Origin of the sequence: Bacillus sp. FSL K6-1012, from assembly GCF_037964915.1 — a bacterium.
Taxonomy (GTDB): domain Bacteria; phylum Bacillota; class Bacilli; order Bacillales; family Bacillaceae; genus Bacillus; species Bacillus halotolerans.
Map to the genome: position 1 here is coordinate 1,201,042 of NZ_CP150175.1, position 22,504 is coordinate 1,223,545.

A 22,504-nucleotide genomic window follows, 5' to 3' on the forward strand; every position below is an offset into this window, starting at 1 on the left:
AGACGAGGGATGAAGATGAAAACGACAATTTACGATGTGGCGAGGAAGGCGGGTGTCTCGATCACGACCGTATCGCGCGTCATTAACCATACGGGCCGGATCAGTGACAAAACAAGGCAAAGGGTCATGAATGTGATGAAGGAAATGGAGTACACGCCCAATGTCCACGCCGCTGCTTTATCGGGAAAGCGGACCAATATTATCGGCCTTGTGACGCCTGATATTTCAAACCCGTTTTACGGCGAGCTCGCGAAAAGCATAGAGGAAAGAGCGGATGAGCTTGGTTTTCAGATGATCATTTGCAGTACCGATTACGATCCGAAAAAAGAAACGAAATATTTTTCTGTCCTAAAGCAAAAAAACGTAGACGGCATCATTTTTGCGACAGGAATTGAGAATCATGACAGCATGTCAGCTTTAGAGGAAATCATTAGCGAACATATCCCGCTCGCCATGATTTCTCAGGATAAGCCCCTTCTTCCGATGGATATTGTTGTGATGGATGATGTTCTCGGCGGGTATGAGGCTGCCAAGCATCTTTTGTCACTGGGCCACACGAGGATTGCCTGCATTGTGGGTGACGGGTCAACGACAGGTGAAACAGACAGAATCAAAGGATTCCGGCAGGCGATGGGGGAAGCGAATGTGCCGGTCGATGAGTCGCTGATTGTTCCGACACGCTTCTCTTTGGAGAGCGGAAAGGAAGAGGCGGGAAAATTGCTGGACAGGGATAGGCCAACCGCTATTTTTGCTTTTAACGATGTATTGGCCTGTGCCGCCATTCAGGCAGCGAGAATAAGAGGCATCAAGGTTCCGGATGACCTGTCCATCATCGGGTTTGATAACACCATCCTTGCTGAAATGGTCGATCCGCCCCTGACAACGGTAGCCCAGCCGATTAAAGAAATGGGGCAGCGCGTCATTGAACTGCTGGCGGAAGAAATCGAAGGAAAACGAAAGGCAAAACAAAAAATAGTGTTATCACCCGAGCTAGTGATCAGACATTCTACAGCACCGTTCAAGAAAAGAATCCGATAATGCAGCGGGTTCTTTTCTTTTTGACAGCGAAGGCGAAAAAGATATTGCATGGGAAGAAAGGACATTGTAAAATGAAATCACCTTTTGAGAAAGCGCTTGCGCAAAAATATATCGGCCAAATAGTGGATGAACCGCTATTTTTTTAATCATTCTGGTAAAGCGCTTTCATTAGGCGAAAAAAAAGGAGAATAAGGAGATGAGGACATGGGGAATCGAGTAAGATGCGCGGTATTAGGGTTAGGGAGACTGGGATACTATCACGCAAGAAACCTTATGACCAGCGTTCCGGGAGCTGAGCTTGTCAGTGTCGGTGATCCGATGACAGAAAGAGCCGAGCAGGTCGCTAAAGAATTCGGGCTTGAAAAATGGTCGGATGATCCGCATGAGATTTTAGCAGATTCCGAGATTGATGCAGTGGTCATCGTAACGCCGACAAGCACACATGGGGAAATGATCATCAAAGCGGCGGAAAACGGCAAGCAGATTTTCGTTGAAAAACCGCTGACATTAAACCTTGAGGAATCAAAATCAGTTTCTGAAAAAATAAAAGAGACAGGTGTCATCTGCCAAGTCGGTTTTATGAGGCGTTTTGATCCTGCATATGCGGATGCGAAACGGCGGATAGACGCGGGTGAGATCGGCAAACCCATCTATTATAAAGGCTTTACACGCGATCAAGGAGCGCCTCCCGCTGAGTTTATCAAACATAGCGGAGGGATCTTTATCGACTGTTCCATCCATGATTACGATATTGCCCGTTATTTGCTCGGAGCGGAGATCACTTCTGTTTCCGGACACGGCCGGATTTTAAACAACCCGTTTATGGAACAATACGGCGATGTTGATCAGGCGCTGACGTATTTAGAGTTTAATTCCGGCGCAGCGGGAGACGTCGAGGCAAGCAGAACCTCTCCATACGGCCATGACATCCGTGCAGAAATTATCGGGACAGAAGGCAGTATTTTCATAGGGACATTGAGAAACCAAAATGTGACCATCCTGACCGCTAAAGGGAGCAGCTATGAGATCATCCCAGACTTTCAAACTCGTTTTCATGAAGCCTACTGCTTAGAACTGCAGCATTTTGCAGAGTGCGTCCGGAATGGAAAAACACCGATTGTGACAGATGTCGATGCGACGATCAATTTAGAAGTCGGCATCGCCGCGACCGATTCGTATCGAAGCGGCAGGCCTGTACAGCTTGATGTGGAGCGTGCTTATACAGGTATGTAAAAGTTAATAGGCTCCATTTGAGGCTTTTCCGCCAAAAAAAGCAAGGACAGTTTAGCCCTTGCTTTCTCTTTTCTCATATAAATAGTACATATAATCAGTAGGTACGCCTGAATGGCCCAGCTGTCTTAGCATGGCCGTCACGTTCCCTCTGTGATAAGTGCCGTGATTAACGACATGCAGGATGGTGTCTGCATAGGTTGATTCCAGTGTACCGAGTTTCGGATGCTGCATGGAGAAGGTCTGTTCTAAGTCCGTTTGGCGGCTGAAGAAATGATGATACTGTAATTCCAACTCGGAAGCGTGCTGTTTAATCGCTGCCATATTGCCATGCGCGGACTCGAATTTGCCTGTGCCGTCTATAATCTCTTGGTAGTCCACTCCCGAAAGAACGTTCAGCCATATGTAGTCAGCCCTGCACATATGAAGCAGTACGTCACTGACTGAAGGGAATACGCTCTTTACTTCTTGATAAGCAGTTTCCTCCGGCAGGTGTTCGATATGGTTCAAGATTCGCTTGTTCGCCCAGGAATGGTAGTCATAAAACTGTTTAGCATCAGTCACAAACATCGCCCCCTTTTCTAAATACAATTCGATGTTTAGGCTGTGGTTTCCTCCAGTTAACGAAAGATCGAGAACAAGAAATAGACGGCGGCAGCCCACATTACCACCGCAGAACATTTGTTTACGATCAACATAAGCCTGCCGCTCGTATCTATCGTCTGAAACAGCCGGCCCGCTATTGCAAGACTGATAAACCAAATCCAAGACACAGCGATGCAGGCGGCCATAAAGAGCCATTTCTCCAGTCCAGAATATTGTAAAGAGCTTGTACCGATGACGCCGACAGTGTCTAAAATGGCGTGCGGGTTTAACAGAGACACGGCTGCGGCAAATGCGGCTTGTTTCTTTGCTGTGAATATATTGTTTTCTTTGTCATCCGTTTTCGGACGGCTGTTCCATGTCACCCAGCCCATGTAAATGAGAAACAAAAATCCCACGGCCATCATTCCCGTCTCAAAAACAGGCACCTGCTGCACAATGACAGATACACCCGCAACCGCTAACACAATGAGCAGGGTATCGCAGACAGAAGCACTGATGACGGCTGGAAGCGCCAGCCAAATATGCCTTTGCCACGCTCCCTGCTGAAAAATAAACACATTCTGCGCCCCCAGCGGCAAAATTAAGCCGAAGGCCAGCACGATTCCGTGAATCATTGCATTCATGCTGAAAAAAACTCCTTTCACATCTGTTTTTCTCATAATAATAGAGAAGATTTTACATGTCTCCGGCCATTTGGTTGGTTTTGAAACCAGCCAAATGTATAATGTGAAAAAAGGGGGCATGACGTTGTCACATTGGCAGCCGGGCCGTGAATCGGACATTCCGCTTCATCGGCAAATCGAACAATATATAAAAGAAAAAATTCTCCATGGCGAGTGGGCTGTAGGGACGAAAATTCCGTCGCAAAGAATGCTGGCGGATATGTTTCAGGTCAACCGAAGCACAGTGACATCGGGAATTGATGAACTCACGTCTCAAGGTCTGTTAGAGGGGAGAAGAGGCGGCGGCACAAAGGTAGTAAACAGCACATGGAGCGTGCTTGCGTCAGCTCCGCCGCTTGATTGGAGCACCTATGTCCGCTCAGGGATTCATCATCCCAATTCTTCTATCATTCAGGATATCAATAAAAACGAGGCGCGAGCGGATATCATTCGGCTGGGGACGGGAGAGCTTTCACCAGAGCTGCTGCCGGCTGAAACGATGCGCAGGATGTTTCAGCAAATCAATCCGCATGTTCTGTCTTTAGGATACGAACAGCCGAAAGGGAATATAGACCTGCGAGAGGCGGTGGCTGAGCATTTAAAAACAAAGCATATCAATGTGTCACCTTCAGCCATTTTAATTGTATCCGGCGCACTGCAGGCGCTCCAGCTCATTTCGATCGGGCTTTTAAAGCGGGACTCAGTCATTTTGACAGAAAAACCTTCCTATCTTCACTCTTTGCATGTTTTTCAATCCGCAGGGATGCGGCTTCGCGGTGTGCCGATGGATGAAGAAGGAATGCAGGCGGGGCTAATTTCAGCTTACCGGAAGCAATACGGGGGCCAGCTGCTTTACACGATTCCGTCGTTTCATAATCCGACTGGCATTGTCATGTCAGAGAAGAGAAGGGAAGAGGTTGTCAGTCTGTCAAAAAAAGAGCAGCTGCCGGTCATTGAGGATGATGCGTACGGTGATTTGTGGTTTGAAGAACAGCCGCCGCTGCCGTTAAAGTCGATGGATCAGGAAGGCAATGTCCTGTATCTCGGCACGTTTTCGAAAACAGTAAGCCCCGGTCTTCGAATCGGCTGGCTGGCCGGCCCGGAACCAGTTATTGAAAGGCTGGCTGACATTAAAATGCAGACGGATTACGGATCGAGCGGCCTCTCTCAATGGGCCGCGGCGCAATGGCTGTCACAAGGATATTATGAAGAACACCTCGCTTGGGTAAGAAAGGAGCTGAAGAAAAGGAGAGACGCGGCACTTCAGCTTCTTCAGCAGTATGCAGGAGATATTGCCGAGTGGGAAATCCCAGCCGGCGGCTTTTATATATGGGTCACATTCCACAAACAACTGCCTGTCAGGCAGCTGTTTCTTGAATTATTGAAACAGCAGGTGCTGGTGAACCCCGGTTCCGTTTATGACGGCGAAGACCGGCACAGCATCCGGCTGTCGTATTCCTATGCGTCTCTTCAGGATCTGAAAATCGGCATCAAGGCGGCTGCAGATACAGCCCGCCGCCTGATGACGCAGGCTTAAGCTAGACGATGACAGCTCCCAGCGCTCTGGCAAAGGCCATTGCGTGCTCCGGAGCAATTTTGCAGCCCTTTAATTTGTCTAGTGAGACATGGATCTGTTCAAACCGGCAGGAGCTGATGTCCACGTTTTGAAGTGACGTACCGGTAAAGTTGGCGCCCTCCAGTTCGCATGCATCAAAGTGTGTCTGCTGGAGCGCCATGCTGCTGCATTCACTTTGCAGAAGAACACAATGACGAAACAGAACGTGTTTCATATTCGAATAATAAAATGAACTGAATTGCCCGTGACATTCCTCGAACGACACATTCCGCAGCGTTGAGTCCGCCAGGTTCATCCCGACCATTTTCGATTGCTTGAATAAAGTTCTGTGTAGAACAGCCCCGCTGAAATCGGCGTTCGATACATCACATTTTTCGAAAATCACATCTGTCAGCTCAATAAAACGAAAGGAAACATCGATAAACACGACATTCCGAAATACAGTTTTTTCAATACAAAGCCTGTCTATGTCTTCCCCGGAAATTGAACAATCTTCAAATAAATGCATGCTGATCACATCATCTGTTGCAGCCGTTTCATGAAAATCGGCAGCTTGCAGGTTTTCTGGTACGTACGGTTTTTGAATCGCTGTTTTATTCATCATTTGACATCCTTTACATTCCTGAATGACCTAAAGCCATCAGGATCAATTTCATTGATCGTTTCCGCGGATTGATACATATAGTAAAACGTGAAGAGCCTTTTCTGGGTGCTGCACCCCGCTTGTTTTGTAAGCATAAATGCAAAGCTTCCCGCACGTCAAGGCGTTTACAAGACGGGAAAGAAAAGGGAATAGGAGGAATGTGGAGTGGGGCATTACGTAAAAACCGAGGAGCATGTGACACTGTTTGTGGAGGATATCGGGCATGGAAGGCCTATTATCTTCTTGCATGGCTGGCCGCTGAACCATAAGATGTTTGAATATCAAATGAATGAGCTGCCGAAAAGAGGATTCCGTTTTATTGGCATCGATTTTCGGGGCTACGGTGATTCCGACCGCCCGTGGGAAGGCTACGATTATAATACGATGGCAGATGACGTGAAGGCCGTCATTTATACGCTGCAGCTTGAGAATGCGATTCTCGCCGGCTTTTCGATGGGAGGTGCGATTGCGATCCGTTACATGGCAAGACATGAGAGCGCCGATATCGATAAACTGGTTTTATTGTCAGCGGCCGCGCCAGCATTTACAAAGCGCCCGGGCTATCCGTACGGCATGAGGAAACAGGACATTGATGACATGATTGAACAATTCAAAAGCGATCGGCCGAAGACGCTTGCTGACCTGGGAAGACAGTTTTTTGAGAAACAAGTTTCTCCGGAGTTCCAGCAATGGTTCCAGAATCTTTTGCTGGACGCTTCCTCTTACGGAACGATTCACTCAGGCATTGCGTTAAGAGACGAGGATCTCAGAAAGGATCTGGCGGAAATCAAGGTGCCGACACTCATCCTGCACGGCAGAAAGGACAAAATCGCTCCGTTTGATTTTGCAAAAGTATTAAAACGCGGCATAAAGCAATCGGAATTGGTTCCGTTTGAAAACAATGGGCACGGGCTCTTTTATGAGGAAAAAGAAAAAATAAACAGCCTGATTGCGCAGTTTGCTAAATAAAAAAACCCGATCAATGTCGGGTTTTTTAAATAATGCCTTTGTGCTGCAATTTTTTGATGATCAAATCAGCTCCATCCGCAATGGACGTTTGGTCAGATTCAATGATCAAATCGGGGGAAAGAGGTGCTTCATAGGGAGAATCAATCCCCGTGAAATGTTTAATGTCTCCGTTGCGCGCTTTTTTATAAAGGCCTTTCGGATCCCGCTGTTCACAAATCTGGAGCGGGCACTTCACATAAATTTCGAGAAATTCTCCATCGGGAAACAGCTCTCTGACCATATCCCGATCCTCTCTGAACGGAGAAATAAAGGCTGTTAAGATCATTTGGCCGCTATCGACAAACAGCTTCGCGACTTCCCCGATCCGGCGGATGTTTTCGATTCTGTCCTCAGTCCGAAAGCCGAGATCTCGATTCAATCCGTGGCGGATATTATCGCCGTCAAGAACATAACTCCGAATTCCCATGTGATAGAGCTTTTCATCTACGGCATTGGCAAGCACTGATTTTCCTGAGCCGGACAGACCGGTAAACCAAAGGGCGCAGCTTTTATGCCCGTTTAAGCTCTGTCTGTCAGATTTTTGGATCACCGCTGGATGCCAAACGATATTCGGGTTGTGTGTCATTCTGATCCCCCGCTGTTTCTCTGAATGGCAACAGGCTGCTGATGGAGCCCTTTTATCAGCACGCTTGCGACCTCGGGCCGGCTGAATTCTTTCGGCGGCTTTTTGCCTTGGCGGAGAAGCTCCCTCACTTTGGTGCCTGATAAATGGATGTGATCCCTCGCGCTGTGCGGACATGTTTTGGAGGTGCCCATATTTCCGCATTTCCGGCAGTAAAAGCTATGCTCAAAAAACAGCGGCTTGATACCCAGCTCTTCCTCGGTGAATGATCCGAAAATGGTCTGTGCGTCGTATGTTCCGTAATAGCTGCCGACGCCTGCATGATCGCGTCCGACGATAAAATGGGTGCAGCCGTAATTTTTGCGGACGAGCGCATGGAAAATCGCTTCACGCGGTCCGGCATACCGCATGGCGGCAGGGAACACCGATAACATCACCCGATCCTTTGGATAATACTGGTCAAGCAACACTTGGTAGCTTTCCATTCTGATATCACTCGGAATATCATCTGATTTCGTTTCTCCTACTAGCGGATGAAGCAGCAGACCGTCGACGGTTTCCAACGCTGTTTTTTGAATATATTCATGGGCTCTGTGAACGGGATTCCGCGTCTGAAAGCCGACAATCGTTTTCCAGCCGAGCTTATCAAAGGCCGTTCTCGTTTGTGCCGGCGCTGCATAAAACTGTTCGAAGGACTTATCGGGAAGGCGGCTGACAAGGATAGGCCCTCCAATACAAAAGTCCGGACGCTCCAGCAGTTTTTTTACTCCGGGGTGGGCGGGATCGTTTGTTTTATAAACAGACAGCGCCTCCTGTGTTTTATCTGGCTGATAGATATCGGTCACTGTCATCATGCCGTACGTCACGCCGTGTTTCACAAGCTTCACGTGATTTCCGACAGACAGCTGTTTGGCTGTTTCTTCGCTGACAGGCAGCGTAATAGGCAGGCTCCACGGCAAACCGTTCGCCAGCCTCATCTCTTTCACAACGGAATGATAATCTTTTTCTCCCAAAAAACCTGTTAACGGGCTGTAGCCGCCGATCGCGATAAGCTCGAGGTCGCTCAGTGCCAGCTGATCAAGCTCAGCTTCGCAAGTGCAGCCATCAAAAGTGCATGCGGGATCGAAGCGGTTGATTAACACCCCTCCATGGGGCTCGATTGCATTCACGTGCTTAACCTCCATCTTTGCGTTTTACATTGTTTTTTAATAGTCTGCCATTTCTTCGCTGGACGGGCTTTCTCATCAATAGAAAATGTAGATTGAAACCTGCCGGCGCTTCCATTCTCACGACATACGGTCTTTCATTCCTGGTGCAGACCGCATTCAGTTTTCTCGCGTCCGGCCCATCTTCCCGCTCTCTCATCATTTGGGTTTGAAGAAGGCAATGTGCACATTTCACAGCCTATGCTCGGGTAATTTTGATCGTGCAGTTTGTTGTAAGGCAAATTGTGGAGCCGGATGTACGTCCAAACATCATCCCATGTCCAGTGAATGAGCGGACAGATTTTAATAAGCTTAAATTTCTGATCCTGATTGATGAATTGAATATGCTTTCTCGTCGGCGATTGCTCCCGGCGCAGACCTGATATCCAAGCTGTCATGCCAGATAAGTGTTTTTGCAGAGGTGCAATTTTCCGTAATTGACAGCAGAGATTCGGGTTGTGTTTCCATAATTCATCGCCGTATTGCGCCGCTTGTTCTTTTAAGTTCAGCTCGGGTTCAAGCAGCTGGATCGTAAATGCCGGGTATTTTTGTTTGACGGCTTCGATCAGCTCATATGTTTCCTGAAAATGGAGCCCTGTATCTAAAAAGATGATGTGCGCATGTTTGTTGATCTTTGAAATTAAGTCGAGAAGCACCATCCCTTCAGCGCCAAAGCTGCATGCATACACGATCTTATCCCCGTATGTCCTGTAAGCCCATTTCAATACATCGAGCTCATCGATCAATTGGTCCGTCATCTCTTTTGCCAGCGTTTCGTTCCATGTGTCAAAGGTGATGTGTTCGTTCAATATTTTCCCCCCGTTTTGCATCTGTCTGTTTTTTATCTATTGATCGAGTTATAGGCAGACTATTCACTTTTGAGATAAAGGTTCAGGGTTTTTAGGTGTGCGGCCGCCTAAAATGAGGAGACGGAGGCGCGGCGGAACCAATAAGAGACCAGCTGAATATGCTTTTTAGCAAAATGGTTTTATGCCCAAGGAGAGGTATTATGCCGATTACCATTTATCAGGGGCATCATCATTCACTTGCCCCGGCAGATATCAATATCGTTATTGACGTCATTCGAGCCTTTACCGTGGCCCATTTTGCTTTTATCGGCGGGGCGAAAGAAATTCTCTTGGTCCGGACAACTGAAGAAGCTTTCAAGTTGAAAGAAACCTATCCGGATTATGTATTAACAGGAGAGGAAAAGGGGGTCGGAATCAAAGGGTTTGATTTGGATAATTCTCCAAAACGTATGGCAGAGCAGGATATGGCGGATAAGCGGCTGATCCAGAAAACGACAAACGGCGTCACAGCAGCGTTAGGAGCGCTGAAGGCCAAGCATCTTTTTGTGACCGGATTTTCTAATGCCAGAACAACAGCGGAATATGTGAAAAAGCTCGCTGCAAAAGATTGTGTGCTGAACATTGTGGCTTCCCATCCGTCAGGTGATGATGATATGGCGTGTGCGGAATATATCAAAAGCATCATAGAAGGGACGAATGGTGCGGCGGCCGAAGTGATTGAAAGAATCAAAAACTCATCCGTTGCGGAGAAGTTTTTTGACAGGAGCCAGCCGTTATTTGATTCGGAAGACATTGCGTACTGTATAAAAGAAATAAAGGGCGACTTCGTGATGAAAGTAAAACAAGAAAGAGAAGTTCCAACGATAGAGAGGGTCATGATATGAATGATTTTTCACTAGAATTGCCAATGAGAACAAGTAAACCGAGGGAAAACGGACAGACCATTTTAATCGACAACGGCTACCCCTTACAGTTTTTCAAAGATGTGATAGGCGCGGCATCCGACTATATAGATTTTGTGAAGTTCGGCTGGGGCACTTCATTACTTACGAAAGACCTTGAAGAAAAAATCAGCTCCCTGAAAGAGCATGACGTGAAGTTTTTCTTCGGCGGCACGCTGTTTGAGAAATATGTAAGCCAGAATAAAGTCAACGAATTTCATCGGTACTGCACTTACTTCGGGTGCGAATATATTGAGATTTCAAACGGCACTCTCCCGATGACAAATAAAGAAAAAGCGGCTTATATTGCTGATTTTTCTGATGAATTTCTTGTGCTCAGCGAGGTGGGCAGCAAGGATGAGGAAGTATCAAGCTGCCAGTGCTCTGAGGAATGGCTTGAGTATATTCTCGAAGATATGGAGGCAGGCGCAGAGAAAGTGATTACGGAAGCAAGGGAAAGCGGGACAGGGGGGATCTGTTCCAGCAGCGGAGATGTCCGGTTTCAAATCGTTGATGATATCATTTTGTCGGATATCGATATCAGCCGAATGATATTTGAAGCACCGAACAAAACGCTCCAGCAAGGTTTTATTCAAAGGATCGGGCCGAATGTCAATCTGGCGAATATCTCATTTCATGATGCGATTGCTCTGGAGACTTTGCGCTTGGGGTTAAGATCCGATACCTTTTATTTGTAAAACAGCGGCTGCGGGGCTCTCTGTATCGGGAGAGCCTCTTGCCTATTATTTTTTATGACGGTACATAGGCGTAAGTATGGGAAGAGAGGTCAGGCGGATGTTATAGATGAAGTCGATGACTCTTGTTGATATCACTTGGCAAATCAGAGCTTGAATCACAATGCCCCAGGCAATAATTGATGCGGTAATCATAAAAATGATGCAATTCATAATGAGCAAGATGGTTCCCGGGTTTCCGCCCCGGTAAATTGAGATCATAAGAGCAAGGGCTCCGAACCCTCCGTTAGAAATTTTATATTTGTATAAAAGTCCGATGCCGAGTCCTAATAAAACAGCGCCGCTTGCCAAATCAAGCCACAGGTTTGAGGTGATGTCCGGAAAAATGACATCGAAGATCAATACCGATACAGAGGTGACGGTAATCGAGGCGAGAGTGCCGGTGAATGTTCTCATCTCCAGCCATTTTAAAGCAGTGAAAAGCATTGACACATTCACAGCCCATACCGAGAAGCCGTGGGGAATGTGAAACAAATGGTGCAATAAGACCGCAATACCTGCCGCCCCGCCTGTCGGAATATCATGCGGAAATAAAAATAAGGACATGCCGAGTCCCTGTAATACACCGCCTGTGACAATCATAAACGTGAGTTTTGCTTTCATCAGCAGTTCAGCCATTAAGTCATTTGCTCCTTTATGAAAAGACTTGTCCGCTGTTACCATTTTATGAGGCTGTCCATGATTTATGTCTATAAATAAAGGGATGGGACAGCTTAAAACGCTGAACCATCCCACATATACCGATTGATGATCTCCATATTGATTTCTCTGCCGATCCCTGTTCCTTTTGGGATGTGCACGATTCCTTTTGAAGGCTGAAGGCTGATCAGTTCTGTAAAAGGATTCTCCATTACGTCCCACTCAATCGGTTCAATTTGGTCGTTCTCCATTTTTGACCACGGAGGCAGGCAGGCTTGCGCAAATAAGGCATAAAGCCGGGAAAGAGCGCCGTCATAGGCATGGGCAGACGCTCTCACACCGAAATAACGCGCGAGCTGGAGGCAGTCGCGAAACTCATCGATTCCATTGACATGCATGACATCAGGCTGAATAATATCCAGGCAGCGCTGTGAGAGGAGAGGCGCAAATTGTGCCGCGCCTTTCATATTTTCTCCGCCGGCGACAGGAACGGATAAACGGCTCCGCAGCAAAGTGTAATCCTGCGGCTGGTCAAAAGGCAGAGGCTCTTCCAGCCAGCTGATATTGGCCCATTTCGAAAAAAGACGCTCCCACTTTAAAGCTGCTGCTGTATCGTAGCTTTGGTTTGCGTCCAGAATAATAGAAACAGAGCTGCCGGCCGTGGTTTGCAGGGCAGTGATATGCCGCACATCTTCCTCAAAGGTTGTCCCGCCGATTTTGACTTTGATTTGATTGAAGCCCTGTTTCAATTGAACTTCAACATTCGTAAGCGAGCTGCTTATCCATTGCGGATGGTCTGAATATGATTGGAAAGAGGCATATACAGGGAGTTCTTCTCTGTACCGCCCGCCCCACATGTCGCATACGGAACAACCTGCCGCTTTTGCCGCAATCTCCGTCAGTGCCATGCTTACAGCCGATGCCGCCCGCTGATGCCATTTTTTGATTGTGCGCACTAAAGGCAGGCGGCTGCCTGCCTGTTTACCTAAGAGATAGGGAATGATTCGTTTTGTGAAACCGACATGCAGGGCCGGGAGCCAATCCGCGCACTCTCCCCAGCCGTCAATGCCGCTTTCTGTGATAATTCTGATCAGATAGCATGTCCGGTATTGTTTAAATCCGTTTGCATCTCCGTAAGGTTTCTCTAATCGGTGAAAGAGCGGAAAGGTCTCGATCCGTTCGATTTTCAAACCGGACGCTACCTTTCCTCAGCCGGCTGAAGCCGATTGCCATTCATTGCAGGCTCTTCTTTTTCATTCGTCTCGTCTTTATTTTGTTTGACATGAATCAGCGTAAGCACAAGAATACCGACAACCAGTGTCAAGCCCGCAATGCTTAAGAACATGCCGGGTCTTGACCACTGCATCAAGCGCCCGAAAATAGGAGGCCCGATCGCCACCCCCAGAAAACGCACTGATCCGTACAGCGATGTCACAAAACCCCGTCGTTCTTTGCCGACAGCGCCTGTGATAAAGCTGTTTATACAAGGAAGGACAAGGCCTGAACCGATACTGCTCAGCACGAGAACGCTGATAAAGAGGACGAGATTTTCAATGAATGACAGTGCCGCGTAAGACACAGTCATAAACGCTAAACCGATGACGATCAGCTTTTTCATTAACGATTGCTTTTGTCCGATTTTGCTGCCCGTCGTATAGGATGTCACACACATGACCAAAAGGGGAATCGCCAAAATCAGCCCTTTTTTGACGCCATCTGTATCGTATGTTTTTTCCAGTACGTCTGATAGGTAAAACAAAATGCCGAATAAGGTAAACAAACAGGTAGCCCCGGCTAAATAAGCGGTAAACAGCCATCTGCCTTCATGCTTAAATACACTTAACAGCCCTTTTGCATATTTTCCGATAGGAGGCGGTTCTTTTTCTTTTTCCTTTTCTTTAATAAAAATCCAAGTCAGCACGATTGAAATGATACAAAACACAGGAAAGGCAAAAAATGCGCCATACCAAACGATCAGGGCGATAAGTGAGCCAATAATCGGCGATAGAACTTTCCCCATTCCGTTTGACGCTTCAACAAGGCCGAGCACTCTGCTTTCCTGCGCGCCTTTAAATAGGTCCGCTGACAGCGCCATCGCAATCGGTCCCGTTCCGGCTGCTCCGATACCCTGAAGAGCCCGGCCAGCCATGACCCACGGATAAGCATTGTCAAAAAAACCTGCCGCAAACCCGGCCAGCAATCCGCCTGCTCCATACAAAAATAAGCAGGGAATAATGATGATTTTCCGTGAAAACCGGTCTGCGAGATAGCCGACAATCGGAATCGCAAACGCCGCAATCAGGGAAAACACCGTGATCACGAGACTGACTTGAAATTGGGATAAATGAAGTTCAGATTTCATTTTTGGCAGTATAGGAATAAGCATAGAGTTTCCAAGGGTTAATATTAAAGGGATTGAACCGATAGCTACAATCGTCATTCCGTTATTTTGTTTTGATGTTTCCATCTCAAAGCACACTCCTTTTCTTCTGCTTAGAGTGTCCCTGAAGGCATTAAAAAAACCGAACAGAATCTTCCTGTTCGGGTAAAAAAGGTTAACCGAGCGCCTGTGAGATGACAGCGAATAATTGTCTGTTTCGTGCAGGCAGCATCTTTTTTTGGTACATCATAAGCGGGGGCTCATCGTCTAAGTGAAATCCCATTGCTTCCAGGCTGTCATGCAGCAACGGGCTTTCCCCAGGCACGTCGATTCGGATGGGTCCTTGTTTTCCTGCGGCCAGCCTGTTGACCAATACAGCAGCGAGACCCGGTGACGGTGCGATAAGCGGGCCTAATTTCAGATTGGCCGGTGTTTGGACAGATAAGCCATAGCCAATGAATGTGCCTTCATTATTTCTGGCAATTACACATTCCGCTGACTGAGAGATCAAATGATGCAGAAGTGCTGCTCTGTCCCCGCCAAAGGCGGCTTGATCAGCCGCGATTAATTCCGGAAAATCCTTTTCTGTAAAAGATGTCAGTTCAATGTCATGCTGCTTTGTAAGCGGCTTGAAGCTTTGACAGCTGTATTTGCGGATTGAACCCGCTGTTTGAAATCCGGCTTTTTCATAAAGCGGCAAACCTTCCTTCGTGGCGCAAAGCATGATGGCGGTGTTTTCATCGACTTGGCTGATACACGCATTCACCATACGCCGCCCCAGACCTCGCCGTTTGTACTCGTTGTCGACGATAACGAGTCCGATAGAAGCAAGTCGGCCATACAAAAACAAACCGATGCAGGAGATGATGTCTCCTTGGCTGTTTTGATACCCGAAGAAGCGTCCATGTTTTACAAGCAACTGCAGCTCTCGTTCGCCGTAATCCGGCCACCCGGCTTGCCGGCACAGATGCAATAGGCCGGGCACATGTTTTTCAGTAAGCTGAATCAGCTCAATTGCTGAATGCATGTCATCACCTGCTTGTTCCTGTTTTTTTGTACATCACAATATGGGTGCCAATGCCGGAAATCTCAAACGGCTCGCCAAGTTCTTTCCAGCCAAGCTTTTCGTAATAGCCTTTCACATGGTATCTTGCGTTGCACCAGACCGCCTGCACGCCCATATCGGCCAGCTTCTGCTCCGCGTATGTGATCAGTGTGCTTCCGGCTTTTTGATCACGGTATTCTTCGAGCGTTGCCATGCCTCTAAGCCGATATGCGGGTGAATCAGTCAATAGCGGCTGATTTTCGGGAGAAAAGGAAGCGATGCTGATCAGCGTTCCTTCAAAAAAAGCGCCGAGATGGAAAGAGCCTTCTGCTTGATCCTGTTCATATTTGCATTGTTCAATTGATTGATGGGGACGCAAAATGCGGTTCCTGATTTCATATGTATCCTCTGCGGGTATGGTTTTCACTTCAAGCATGATGTTCCTCCTCCTATGTGATTTATTTTCTATATCGTAACACGAATCGGGTTTGAAAAAGACTGCCCAATTGGTTCGGACAGTCTTAGAAAGCGATGTTAATGCAAATAAATATTCTGACGCTGTTCATCTTTTTGCTTAATGTAAGAAGTAAGTTCCGACGTCAAGTCAGATCTGAGAAAAGGCGTGATTAAATAGATGCCGTTAAACAGCTCGCAGGCAGTATCCAGCAGGGAGCGTGCAATCGCAAGGCCTTCCGCCTTTTGTTTCTCTTTATCTTCGCCGGCGCGCGCCATTTTTTCGCGGATGGAATCGGACAGCTTGATGCCCGGAATTTCGTTATGGATAAACTCAGCGTTCCGGCTGCTTGTCAGCGGCATAACGCCGATATAAATCGGAGTCTTCAAATGCTTTGTTTCATTATGAATATCGACAAGCTGCTGCTCCGAATAGACGGGCTGTGAGATAAAATAATCAGCGCCGCAGTCTATTTTTTTCTCCAGCCGTTTTACGGCTTTATCGAGATGGCGGACGTTTGGATTAAAAGCAGCGGCCACTGAGAAATTGGTTTTCTTTCCGAGCGGTTTTCCGGACAGAGACAGCCCTTCATTGAACTGTTTAATCAGCCTGATTAAATCAAAGGATGTTAAATCATAGACAGACGTTGCACCCGGGAAATCACCGATTTTAGAAGGATCGCCGGTAATCGCCAGCACATCATGCAGCCCTAATGTGTCCAGTCCCATTAAATGTGACTGGAGTCCGATAATGTTTCGGTCCCGGCATGTAATATGGACAAGAGACCGCATATCGAGCTGCTGCTTGACAAGGGCGCCGCAGGCAACATTGCTGATCCGCGGGGTTGCCAGTGAGTTATCGGCGAGCGTCAGGGCATCGATTCCCGCTTCTTTTAATTCGGCAGCGGCGGACAGAAATTTGTCAAAGCTCAATTTCTTCGGCGGGTCCAGCTCAACAATAATTGAGCGCTTTTCCGCAGCGATTTCATTTAATCCCGGCTCTGTCCGTTCGTGCTGAACGGTCACCAATTCCTTTGCCCGAACCTTTACATACTTTTCCGTAACAGGGGCGAGTCCGCCCACAGCCTCTGCCATAGCCCGGATGTGGTTTGGCGTGGTGCCGCAGCAGCCGCCGATAATCCGCGCGCCTTGCTTGCGGAACTCAGCCGCGCTGTTTTGAAAATACTTGTCGTCAGTTTCATATACAAGCCGGCCTTCTTCGAGTGAGGGGAGGCTGCTGTTCGGGTAGACAGATAAAAACACGTCATCAAAAATCGGCACTTCACTGAGCGCTTCAATCATGTGGTAAGGGCCGAGCCGGCAGTTAATGCCGACGATATCGGCACCGAGATCCGCAACCGAGCGCAGCGCATCAGAAAGCGGCGTTCCATCCTGAAGTACTCCTTGCTCATGCATGGATACATTCAGCATAATCGGAAGATCGGTTTCTTTTCGGGCGATTTTCAGCACTGCACGGGCTTCTTCCAAATCATAATACGTTTCTAACAGCAAACCGTCCGGCTCTTCATGCAGCAGTAAATACAGCTGTTCGCGAAAGCTTCGTTTGATTTCGTCAAGGCTGTACGCATTTTTGTTAAACGTGCGGATGCCGCCCATCGTCCCGAGCACATACGCATCGCCGGCGGAAGCCCGCGCGATTTTTACAGCCTCCTGATTCATTTTTTTGATGTCATCTTCAAGGCCGTGTCTCGATAATTTAATATAGTTCGCTCCGTACGTGTTGGTCTGAATGATGTTTGCTCCCGCTTCGACATAGGCTTTATGTATACGCTGAATTTCCTCAGGTTTTGAAAGATTAAGCTCCTCAAAGCACCTGTCTATTCCGAAGGAGTAAAGCAGCGTGCCCATTGCGCCGTCACCGATTAACACCTGTTTCTTCAAATCTTCTAAAAGTCCCATTGTCTGCCTCCTTTATTCACATTCAGCAAGGAAAAAAGAGAAATAAAAAAAGTCCTCTTAAGAAGAAGACTTTGTCAGTGATATTGTCTCTTCTTATCTTCCAAGCTGTTCGAGCTTGCTGGATTTAGCACCTTGGTCATGGCAATGCGCCATTACACCGGTTGCTGAAGCTTCGTCGGGCCAGTCCCTCTGCTTCTCTTGATAAGAACGGATATGAAGTTTTAATGTTCAGGAGCTGCCAAAAGATGCCTGGCATTTTCCCTTTCTCCAAATTTACCGAAAATAAAGACAATAATCAATAGGAATCAGAAAATTTATCTGAAATTTATAAATTGAACGTCAATTGGCAGATCGGCACCTCGAACTGCTGCGATAACCTGCTGAAGATCATCCTTGTTTTTTCCGGTGACACGCACTTGATCATCCTGTACCTGAGATTTTACTTTCAGTCCGGAGTTTTTGATGATGGTATTGATTTTTTTGGCGTTGTCTTTGTCAATCCCTTGAACAAGCTTTGCGCGCTGGCGCACGGTGCCGCCGGACGCGTTCTCAATTTTGGCGTAATCAATGTTTTTTGTCGGCACGCTGCGCTTAATCAATTTGCTGACAAGCACATCCTTGAGCTGGCTTAATTTGAATTCGTCATCGGAAACAAGAACAAGCTCTTCTTTATCTAATGAAATGTCACTTTTGCTCCCTTTGAAGTCATAGCGTGTGCTGATTTCCTTCAGTGCGATTTGAATCGCGTTTTGCACCTCAGGGAGCTCCACCTTGGATACAATATCAAATGAACTTTCTTTTGCCATATGAAAACCTCCATAACATTTAACTTATGTGTTGATTATAGTAGAATAAAGAGAAACTTCCAACAGAACAAAGAATCAATTTGTGATGATTGGAAAAAATGTTAACAAGATCCGCAGTGAAATAAGCGGGAAGAGGAAGGACGATAGCATGAGACCAGGGCAGCAGTTAACCTTGAGTATAGATCACGAAACTGACTTCGGTTACTTTTTAACCGATGGAGAAGATACGATTCTCTTACATAACAGTGAAGTGACAGAGGATATAGAAGACAGAGATGAGGTAGAGGTCTTTATATACGTTGACCAGCAGGAACGGCTCGCAGCAACGATGAAAATTCCGGTCATCAGCGCTGATGAGTACGGATGGGTAGAAGTGGTGGACACGGTAGATGATATGGGCGTATTCGTCGATGTCGGCCTCTCAAAAGACGCGCTTGTCGCAACAGAGCATCTGCCGCCGTATGAAGATGTCTGGCCGCAAAAAGGGGATAAGCTCTACTGTATGCTGAAGGTGACAAATCGGGGGCGCATGTTTGCCAAACCCGCACCGGAGGACATCATCAGCGAGCTGTTTACGGACGCTTCAGACGATCTGATGAATAAAGAGCTGACCGGAACGGTGTACAGGCTGATCGCTTCAGGATCGTTCATCATTACGGATGACGGAATCCGCGGTTTTATTCATTCATCAGAAAGAAAAGAAGAGCCTAGACTCGGCTCAAAAGTGACAGGACGTGTGATTCAAGTGAAGGAAGACGGCTCAGTGAATATGTCGCTTCTTCCGAGAAAGCAGGATGCGCTGTCTGTTGATGCCGAGTATATTCTTACGTATTTAAGAACGAGAAACGGCGCCATGCCGTACAGCGACAAAAGCCAGCCCGATGATATCAAAGAACGTTTTAACATGAGCAAGGCTGCCTTTAAACGGGCGCTTGGCCACTTAATGAAAAACGGAAAAGTGTATCAGGAAGACGGCTGGACATACGAGAAAAAATAGTGCATGAAAAAGGCTCACCTGCAGCAGAACTGCGGAGCGAGCCTTTTTTATTTCTAATTTAATTCATCAACCAGCGTTCTGATTGCCATTTCGCGATCCACATTGTCTGAAATCGCGATCGGCGTAATATCAATGGCAAGAATGACAAGAATCAGCGCACCGGCTGCGGCAACATAAGAAACATAATAGAAATAGTTAGCGGTATCGACCGTGTTGACGAGCTCGGCTTGAACTCTGGACGTATCATCCTTGGAAGCGGCGATGTCCTTTGCAGCTTCTACTTTTTCTTCAACGATTTGACCTGCTTTTTTCAGCAGTTCATCCACCTTCATTGCATCTTTGCTGTAAACAGCTTTCTTCAGATTGTCAAAAAAGTCAGCATCCTCTTTTTTGATATCAGCAACAACCTGATTGGCAAAAGCCTTTGCCTGTTTTGTGTTGAGCTTGTCAGTCATGGCTTTATTAAATACCTCTGGAAGCTTTTTGCCCACTTCACCCTGAGCAAACACAAACCCTTTAAAAATCTCTTCACCTGAATACTCAAGCTGCTTCGCCTGTGCTACACTTTCCTGCTGCTTCACCAAAAACACTGTCGTCACCAATACAACCGACAAAAATACAAGAAACGCCTTCTTCAAACTGAAACCTCTCCCTTCTTTTCTTTTTTATTCCACTTCAGTCTGCGTATATATGTAAATTGAAACGTGGAATCAATTGGAGTGAGATACAATATCAAAATGCCGGCCATGATGAGTGAAAAGCTGATTAAACCCAGCATAACCGCGAATATCTCGTGCATAAAAACAGCGATGATTAAAATCAATCTCCAATGCTTCTTCGGCGCGAACAGTGCCGCAAAGATGACAATCTGAACGAGAAGCGTCCCCCATGTCGGAATCACCACAAACGGACTTGATACAAACGGCTTCGTTAAAGCCTGAAAAAAGCCGTTGAAGCCGATGGTTTTTTCCTGGGCGAAATAATAGACGGCCGTTCCGTCCACCCATTCCTGCTGAGACAGCTTAGCGACAGTAGAGTGGAAGTAAAGTACCGCTACTTGAAGTCTGATGACAAAATAAGAAATAAAAGCTGTGATTTTACCATTTGTTCTTTGGCCCTCTGGGTCATCAGGCCTCCCGCTCCAATGCCATTTTCTCGGGTCAGTCAGCGTGATAGGAATCAGCAAAAATGTGATAACCGCGGCTGCCTGCTCGCCTCCGTCGATGACAATTAACGACGACTGCAGGCTGTAACTGACATACCAATGGAGAATCCCGGTGATTCTGGGGCGCCACCCGATCACAACAAGCACCAGAATGGCAATACAGACCCACCTGAACAGATTTAACATCATATAGTTATTTTCGCCGAGGCAAAAGAGACTGAGATTCATTTTACAAGCAGGGTAACTGCTGATTCCGCTGGCTGGCTTCATAATGAGGCTCGGATGATTGACAAGCAGCGTCAGCAGGCTGGATAAAGCAATAATGCTTCGCGCGAGTCCGTATACATTTGTCCACGGGTTTTTTTTGTCCCATCCGGTGATGGTCTGTTTTATGTTTTCGAGCATGAGATCACAACCTTGACTATGCTTTTTACCTGATAAGATGAAGCGGTGTATTTAGAATAGCTCCATGGAACGATGTCCTCTTTCGTCAAATAATAGCTGCCGCAAAGCAGCGGGCGGGGCGCCGGTGTTTGCAGCTGAACGGTTTTGGCTTTGCTTTTGCAGGCACTCAGGTCCGTTTCTTTACATTCTGTCCACTGTTCCTTGCCGACTTGGCTGTAGATCACGCCCATTTCTACGCCCTGCGATCGCCCATAACGATACAGGCCGAATAGATTATCAGCCCTCATATTAGGCCACCTGACCTTGGCGCTGGCATCTCCATCTTCATATAAGCCGATGGCGGTATCACGGGGGTTTTTGCTGAAAAAGCCCCAGCCTTGAGGAATGACGCTGGACATGAGAAATTTGGAGTCCTTTGTCAGCGGAATCGGGGTTGTCCCTAAGCTGCCAATGATTGAAAACAGAAATAAAGACCCCCAGAGGACTGAAAAAATGATAAAAAATGATATCGATTTCTGCATTCGACTGCTCCTTTTCAAACTGAAGAAATTCACTTTTCTTACTTTTCATAATATAAAAACATTTTTGTAATAAAAAGGTTAAAAAGTATGAGAAATTCCATTTTTGTTAATGGGGAAAATAGGACATTTTTCATAGCTATATGTCATTGATATATAGTGATTTTTTCGATATATTTAAACCATGAAAACGAATCAAATTAACGACCGCTGGATTGTTCAATTTCGCAAAGGGATTTTCGAGCTGGCTATTTTATCCCTGCTGCGCTCAAAACCGATGTATGGTTATGAGCTGACATCGTCCTTAAAAACAACCCCGGCACTGGCTATTTCAGAGGGTGCGATTTATCCGATTTTGAAACGGATGACGGAGAAGGACTGGGTCGAATTTTTTTGGCAAGATTCTTTGGATGGCCCGAAAAGGAAGTACTACAAAATGACGCAAAAAGGAGAAGAGATGTTAAAAGAACGGCTGGAGAAGTACCTGGAAACCCATCAAGCTTTATTGTCTTTATCGGGGGATTTGCTATGAATGCACAGCACATCATTGACCGCTATACGGAGGAACTAAACGCTGAGCTGGCGAATATGCCTGAAGTAGAGAGAGAAAATACGATAGCCGAATTGAAGGGCCATTTAACCGCTTTTGTACAAGACAGAATGAATGCCGGCCATAGTGTAGAGGAGCTGCGGGAAGCTGTTGAAAATGAGTTTTCTCATCCGAAAGAGCTTGCCGAAGCGATGATGGGTGAAGGGGAGGAACAGAAACGGAGGGGTTCTGTGTTAGGAAAAAGCGGACTTTCAGTCTTTCTTATTGCTGTGATCATACTCCTGCCGCTGCTGCCACCCTCATACAGATATGTGCCATTGGCTCTTTATTTGGCGGTGCTCGCAGGTTATGTGTGGAAGCGGAAGAAGTTAATGATGTTTGCGGGTGTAAGAAAAAACAAAATGCGCTCTCAACATGAGATTGTCACGATTTCTAGGGTCGGTGCGGGCTATCTGCTGTTTTTGGCTGTTCTGCTTCTTGTGCAGCCGCTCATCAATGCATTCGTCGTCCTTCTGCTGATTGTGGTTAGCTGTGCCGCTTTTTTTCTTTATTTAAACGTCAAGTAATGTT

General features: G+C 46.8%; 25 protein-coding genes and 1 riboswitch. Of the genes, 9 read left to right on the top strand and 16 right to left on the bottom strand.

The window, feature by feature from the left end; genetic code table 11:
* The first annotated feature begins 15 nt into the window (after nucleotides 1–15).
* Nucleotides 16–1,038, top strand: coding sequence for a LacI family DNA-binding transcriptional regulator (locus NSS75_RS06145; protein WP_024120859.1), 1,023 nt, complete (start codon nucleotides 16–18; stop codon nucleotides 1,036–1,038).
* 204 nt (nucleotides 1,039–1,242) lie between these two features.
* Nucleotides 1,243–2,271, top strand: coding sequence for a Gfo/Idh/MocA family oxidoreductase (locus NSS75_RS06150; protein ID WP_198097506.1), 1,029 nt, complete (start codon nucleotides 1,243–1,245; stop codon nucleotides 2,269–2,271).
* A 51-nt stretch (nucleotides 2,272–2,322) separates the two neighbouring features.
* Here the strand turns inward: NSS75_RS06150 and NSS75_RS06155 are convergent, their stop codons facing one another.
* Together NSS75_RS06155 and NSS75_RS06160 are read right to left on the bottom strand one after the other, a co-directional pair.
* Entirely contained in the window at nucleotides 2,323–2,832 is a 510-nt protein-coding gene (locus tag NSS75_RS06155) for a DinB family protein (RefSeq protein WP_024120862.1), read from the bottom strand.
* Nucleotides 2,833–2,888: 56 nt separating this feature from the next.
* Nucleotides 2,889–3,533: a LysE/ArgO family amino acid transporter gene (locus NSS75_RS06160; RefSeq protein ID WP_198097505.1), complete on the bottom strand. Its 645-nt coding sequence runs from the start codon at nucleotides 3,531–3,533 to the stop codon at nucleotides 2,889–2,891.
* Nucleotides 3,534–3,615: 82 nt separating this feature from the next.
* Between NSS75_RS06160 and NSS75_RS06165 the strand changes: the two genes are divergently transcribed.
* Nucleotides 3,616–5,073 carry a PLP-dependent aminotransferase family protein gene (locus tag NSS75_RS06165; protein WP_326366222.1) on the top strand — a complete coding sequence of 486 codons (1,458 nt, stop codon included), beginning with the start codon at nucleotides 3,616–3,618 and terminating at the stop codon, nucleotides 5,071–5,073.
* Between the two features lies 1 nt (nucleotide 5,074).
* Here the strand turns inward: NSS75_RS06165 and NSS75_RS06170 are convergent, their stop codons facing one another.
* Entirely contained in the window at nucleotides 5,075–5,713 is a 639-nt protein-coding gene (locus tag NSS75_RS06170; RefSeq protein ID WP_213418715.1) for a pentapeptide repeat-containing protein, read from the bottom strand.
* Nucleotides 5,714–5,920: 207 nt separating this feature from the next.
* Here NSS75_RS06170 and NSS75_RS06175 point away from each other — a divergent pair, with 207 nt between their 5' ends.
* Nucleotides 5,921–6,724 (top strand): alpha/beta hydrolase, encoded by an 804-nt coding sequence (locus tag NSS75_RS06175; protein ID WP_024120867.1) that lies wholly within the window; start codon nucleotides 5,921–5,923, stop codon nucleotides 6,722–6,724.
* 25 nt (nucleotides 6,725–6,749) lie between these two features.
* Here NSS75_RS06175 and cysC read toward each other — a convergent pair whose 3' ends face one another.
* The 3 genes from cysC to NSS75_RS06190 form a co-directional block, all read right to left on the bottom strand.
* Complete coding sequence (cysC, locus tag NSS75_RS06180) at nucleotides 6,750–7,349, bottom strand: adenylyl-sulfate kinase (protein WP_101863837.1); 600 nt, start codon at nucleotides 7,347–7,349, stop codon at nucleotides 6,750–6,752.
* On the bottom strand, nucleotides 7,346–8,515 hold the full coding sequence (sat, locus tag NSS75_RS06185) for a sulfate adenylyltransferase (protein ID WP_326366223.1): 1,170 nt from the start codon (nucleotides 8,513–8,515) through the stop codon (nucleotides 7,346–7,348). The genes cysC and sat overlap by 4 nt, the downstream gene beginning before the upstream one ends.
* A gap of 134 nt (nucleotides 8,516–8,649) precedes the next feature.
* A complete protein-coding gene (locus tag NSS75_RS06190; RefSeq protein WP_024120870.1) occupies nucleotides 8,650–9,360 on the bottom strand; it encodes a phosphoadenylyl-sulfate reductase in 711 nt (236 codons plus the stop codon).
* A gap of 200 nt (nucleotides 9,361–9,560) precedes the next feature.
* On the opposite strand from NSS75_RS06190, the gene NSS75_RS06195 reads away from it, so the two are divergent.
* Both NSS75_RS06195 and NSS75_RS06200 read left to right on the top strand, forming a co-directional pair.
* On the top strand, nucleotides 9,561–10,244 hold the full coding sequence (locus NSS75_RS06195) for a 2-phosphosulfolactate phosphatase (RefSeq protein ID WP_339236550.1): 684 nt from the start codon (nucleotides 9,561–9,563) through the stop codon (nucleotides 10,242–10,244).
* On the top strand, nucleotides 10,241–10,999 hold the full coding sequence (locus tag NSS75_RS06200; RefSeq protein WP_095713651.1) for a phosphosulfolactate synthase: 759 nt from the start codon (nucleotides 10,241–10,243) through the stop codon (nucleotides 10,997–10,999). Before NSS75_RS06195 ends, NSS75_RS06200 begins: the two co-directional genes overlap by 4 nt.
* A 45-nt stretch (nucleotides 11,000–11,044) precedes the next feature.
* Here NSS75_RS06200 and NSS75_RS06205 read toward each other — a convergent pair whose 3' ends face one another.
* The 7 genes from NSS75_RS06205 to NSS75_RS06235 form a co-directional block, all read right to left on the bottom strand.
* Complete coding sequence (locus tag NSS75_RS06205) at nucleotides 11,045–11,674, bottom strand: YitT family protein (RefSeq protein WP_010333695.1); 630 nt, start codon at nucleotides 11,672–11,674, stop codon at nucleotides 11,045–11,047.
* 95 nt (nucleotides 11,675–11,769) lie between these two features.
* A complete protein-coding gene (locus NSS75_RS06210) occupies nucleotides 11,770–12,885 on the bottom strand; it encodes a mandelate racemase/muconate lactonizing enzyme family protein (protein WP_339236554.1) in 1,116 nt (371 codons plus the stop codon).
* An 8-nt stretch (nucleotides 12,886–12,893) separates the two neighbouring features.
* Nucleotides 12,894–14,162: an MFS transporter gene (locus tag NSS75_RS06215; RefSeq protein WP_044156438.1), complete on the bottom strand. Its 1,269-nt coding sequence runs from the start codon at nucleotides 14,160–14,162 to the stop codon at nucleotides 12,894–12,896.
* An 88-nt stretch (nucleotides 14,163–14,250) separates the two neighbouring features.
* Entirely contained in the window at nucleotides 14,251–15,102 is an 852-nt protein-coding gene (locus NSS75_RS06220) for a GNAT family N-acetyltransferase (RefSeq protein ID WP_339236557.1), read from the bottom strand.
* Between the two features lie 4 nt (nucleotides 15,103–15,106).
* Nucleotides 15,107–15,556, bottom strand: coding sequence for a GNAT family N-acetyltransferase (locus NSS75_RS06225; protein WP_101860826.1), 450 nt, complete (start codon nucleotides 15,554–15,556; stop codon nucleotides 15,107–15,109).
* 98 nt (nucleotides 15,557–15,654) lie between these two features.
* Complete coding sequence (locus NSS75_RS06230) at nucleotides 15,655–17,493, bottom strand: bifunctional homocysteine S-methyltransferase/methylenetetrahydrofolate reductase (protein WP_106020560.1); 1,839 nt, start codon at nucleotides 17,491–17,493, stop codon at nucleotides 15,655–15,657.
* A 90-nt stretch (nucleotides 17,494–17,583) separates the two neighbouring features.
* A riboswitch (SAM riboswitch) is annotated at nucleotides 17,584–17,701 on the bottom strand.
* Nucleotides 17,702–17,807: 106 nt separating this feature from the next.
* Entirely contained in the window at nucleotides 17,808–18,299 is a 492-nt protein-coding gene (locus NSS75_RS06235; RefSeq protein WP_044156433.1) for a YajQ family cyclic di-GMP-binding protein, read from the bottom strand.
* A 148-nt stretch (nucleotides 18,300–18,447) separates the two neighbouring features.
* On the opposite strand from NSS75_RS06235, the gene NSS75_RS06240 reads away from it, so the two are divergent.
* Nucleotides 18,448–19,296 carry a S1 RNA-binding domain-containing protein gene (locus NSS75_RS06240; protein ID WP_101860824.1) on the top strand — a complete coding sequence of 283 codons (849 nt, stop codon included), beginning with the start codon at nucleotides 18,448–18,450 and terminating at the stop codon, nucleotides 19,294–19,296.
* A 53-nt stretch (nucleotides 19,297–19,349) separates the two neighbouring features.
* Here the strand turns inward: NSS75_RS06240 and NSS75_RS06245 are convergent, their stop codons facing one another.
* From NSS75_RS06245 to NSS75_RS06255, 3 genes are read right to left on the bottom strand one after another with little or no spacing between them, the layout of a single operon-like run.
* Nucleotides 19,350–19,934: a sporulation delaying protein family toxin gene (locus tag NSS75_RS06245; protein ID WP_024120881.1), complete on the bottom strand. Its 585-nt coding sequence runs from the start codon at nucleotides 19,932–19,934 to the stop codon at nucleotides 19,350–19,352.
* A complete protein-coding gene (locus NSS75_RS06250; RefSeq protein ID WP_268498355.1) occupies nucleotides 19,931–20,866 on the bottom strand; it encodes a sporulation-delaying protein SdpB family protein in 936 nt (311 codons plus the stop codon). Before NSS75_RS06250 ends, NSS75_RS06245 begins: the two co-directional genes overlap by 4 nt.
* On the bottom strand, nucleotides 20,851–21,387 hold the full coding sequence (locus NSS75_RS06255; protein ID WP_024120883.1) for an SdpA family antimicrobial peptide system protein: 537 nt from the start codon (nucleotides 21,385–21,387) through the stop codon (nucleotides 20,851–20,853). The genes NSS75_RS06250 and NSS75_RS06255 overlap by 16 nt, the downstream gene beginning before the upstream one ends.
* Before the next feature lie 181 nt (nucleotides 21,388–21,568).
* Here NSS75_RS06255 and NSS75_RS06260 point away from each other — a divergent pair, with 181 nt between their 5' ends.
* Complete coding sequence (locus tag NSS75_RS06260; RefSeq protein ID WP_010333707.1) at nucleotides 21,569–21,916, top strand: PadR family transcriptional regulator; 348 nt, start codon at nucleotides 21,569–21,571, stop codon at nucleotides 21,914–21,916.
* On the top strand, nucleotides 21,913–22,500 hold the full coding sequence (locus NSS75_RS06265) for a hypothetical protein (RefSeq protein ID WP_339236565.1): 588 nt from the start codon (nucleotides 21,913–21,915) through the stop codon (nucleotides 22,498–22,500). Before NSS75_RS06260 ends, NSS75_RS06265 begins: the two co-directional genes overlap by 4 nt.
* Nucleotides 22,501–22,504: the final 4 nt, after the last annotated feature.

Bases quoted from the DNA above. Each gene is read 5' to 3' on its own strand.
- NSS75_RS06160 (WP_198097505.1), bottom strand. From the start codon at position 3,533: ATGAGAAAAACAGATGTGAAAGGAGTTTTTTTCAGCATGAATGCAATG.
- NSS75_RS06240 (WP_101860824.1), top strand. From the start codon at position 18,448: ATGAGACCAGGGCAGCAGTTAACCTTGAGTATAGATCACGAAACTGAC.
- NSS75_RS06230 (WP_106020560.1), bottom strand. From the start codon at position 17,493: ATGGGACTTTTAGAAGATTTGAAGAAACAGGTGTTAATCGGTGACGGC.
- NSS75_RS06195 (WP_339236550.1), top strand. From the start codon at position 9,561: ATGCCGATTACCATTTATCAGGGGCATCATCATTCACTTGCCCCGGCA.
- NSS75_RS06225 (WP_101860826.1), bottom strand. From the start codon at position 15,556: ATGCTTGAAGTGAAAACCATACCCGCAGAGGATACATATGAAATCAGG.
- NSS75_RS06260 (WP_010333707.1), top strand. From the start codon at position 21,569: ATGAAAACGAATCAAATTAACGACCGCTGGATTGTTCAATTTCGCAAA.
- NSS75_RS06215 (WP_044156438.1), bottom strand. From the start codon at position 14,162: ATGGAAACATCAAAACAAAATAACGGAATGACGATTGTAGCTATCGGT.
- NSS75_RS06205 (WP_010333695.1), bottom strand. From the start codon at position 11,674: ATGGCTGAACTGCTGATGAAAGCAAAACTCACGTTTATGATTGTCACA.
- NSS75_RS06265 (WP_339236565.1), top strand. From the start codon at position 21,913: ATGAATGCACAGCACATCATTGACCGCTATACGGAGGAACTAAACGCT.
- NSS75_RS06235 (WP_044156433.1), bottom strand. From the start codon at position 18,299: ATGGCAAAAGAAAGTTCATTTGATATTGTATCCAAGGTGGAGCTCCCT.
- NSS75_RS06145 (WP_024120859.1), top strand. From the start codon at position 16: ATGAAAACGACAATTTACGATGTGGCGAGGAAGGCGGGTGTCTCGATC.
- NSS75_RS06250 (WP_268498355.1), bottom strand. From the start codon at position 20,866: ATGCTCGAAAACATAAAACAGACCATCACCGGATGGGACAAAAAAAAC.
- NSS75_RS06220 (WP_339236557.1), bottom strand. From the start codon at position 15,102: ATGCATTCAGCAATTGAGCTGATTCAGCTTACTGAAAAACATGTGCCC.
- NSS75_RS06255 (WP_024120883.1), bottom strand. From the start codon at position 21,387: ATGCAGAAATCGATATCATTTTTTATCATTTTTTCAGTCCTCTGGGGG.
- NSS75_RS06200 (WP_095713651.1), top strand. From the start codon at position 10,241: ATGAATGATTTTTCACTAGAATTGCCAATGAGAACAAGTAAACCGAGG.
- NSS75_RS06150 (WP_198097506.1), top strand. From the start codon at position 1,243: ATGGGGAATCGAGTAAGATGCGCGGTATTAGGGTTAGGGAGACTGGGA.
- cysC (WP_101863837.1), bottom strand. From the start codon at position 7,349: ATGACACACAACCCGAATATCGTTTGGCATCCAGCGGTGATCCAAAAA.
- NSS75_RS06170 (WP_213418715.1), bottom strand. From the start codon at position 5,713: ATGAATAAAACAGCGATTCAAAAACCGTACGTACCAGAAAACCTGCAA.
- NSS75_RS06165 (WP_326366222.1), top strand. From the start codon at position 3,616: ATGACGTTGTCACATTGGCAGCCGGGCCGTGAATCGGACATTCCGCTT.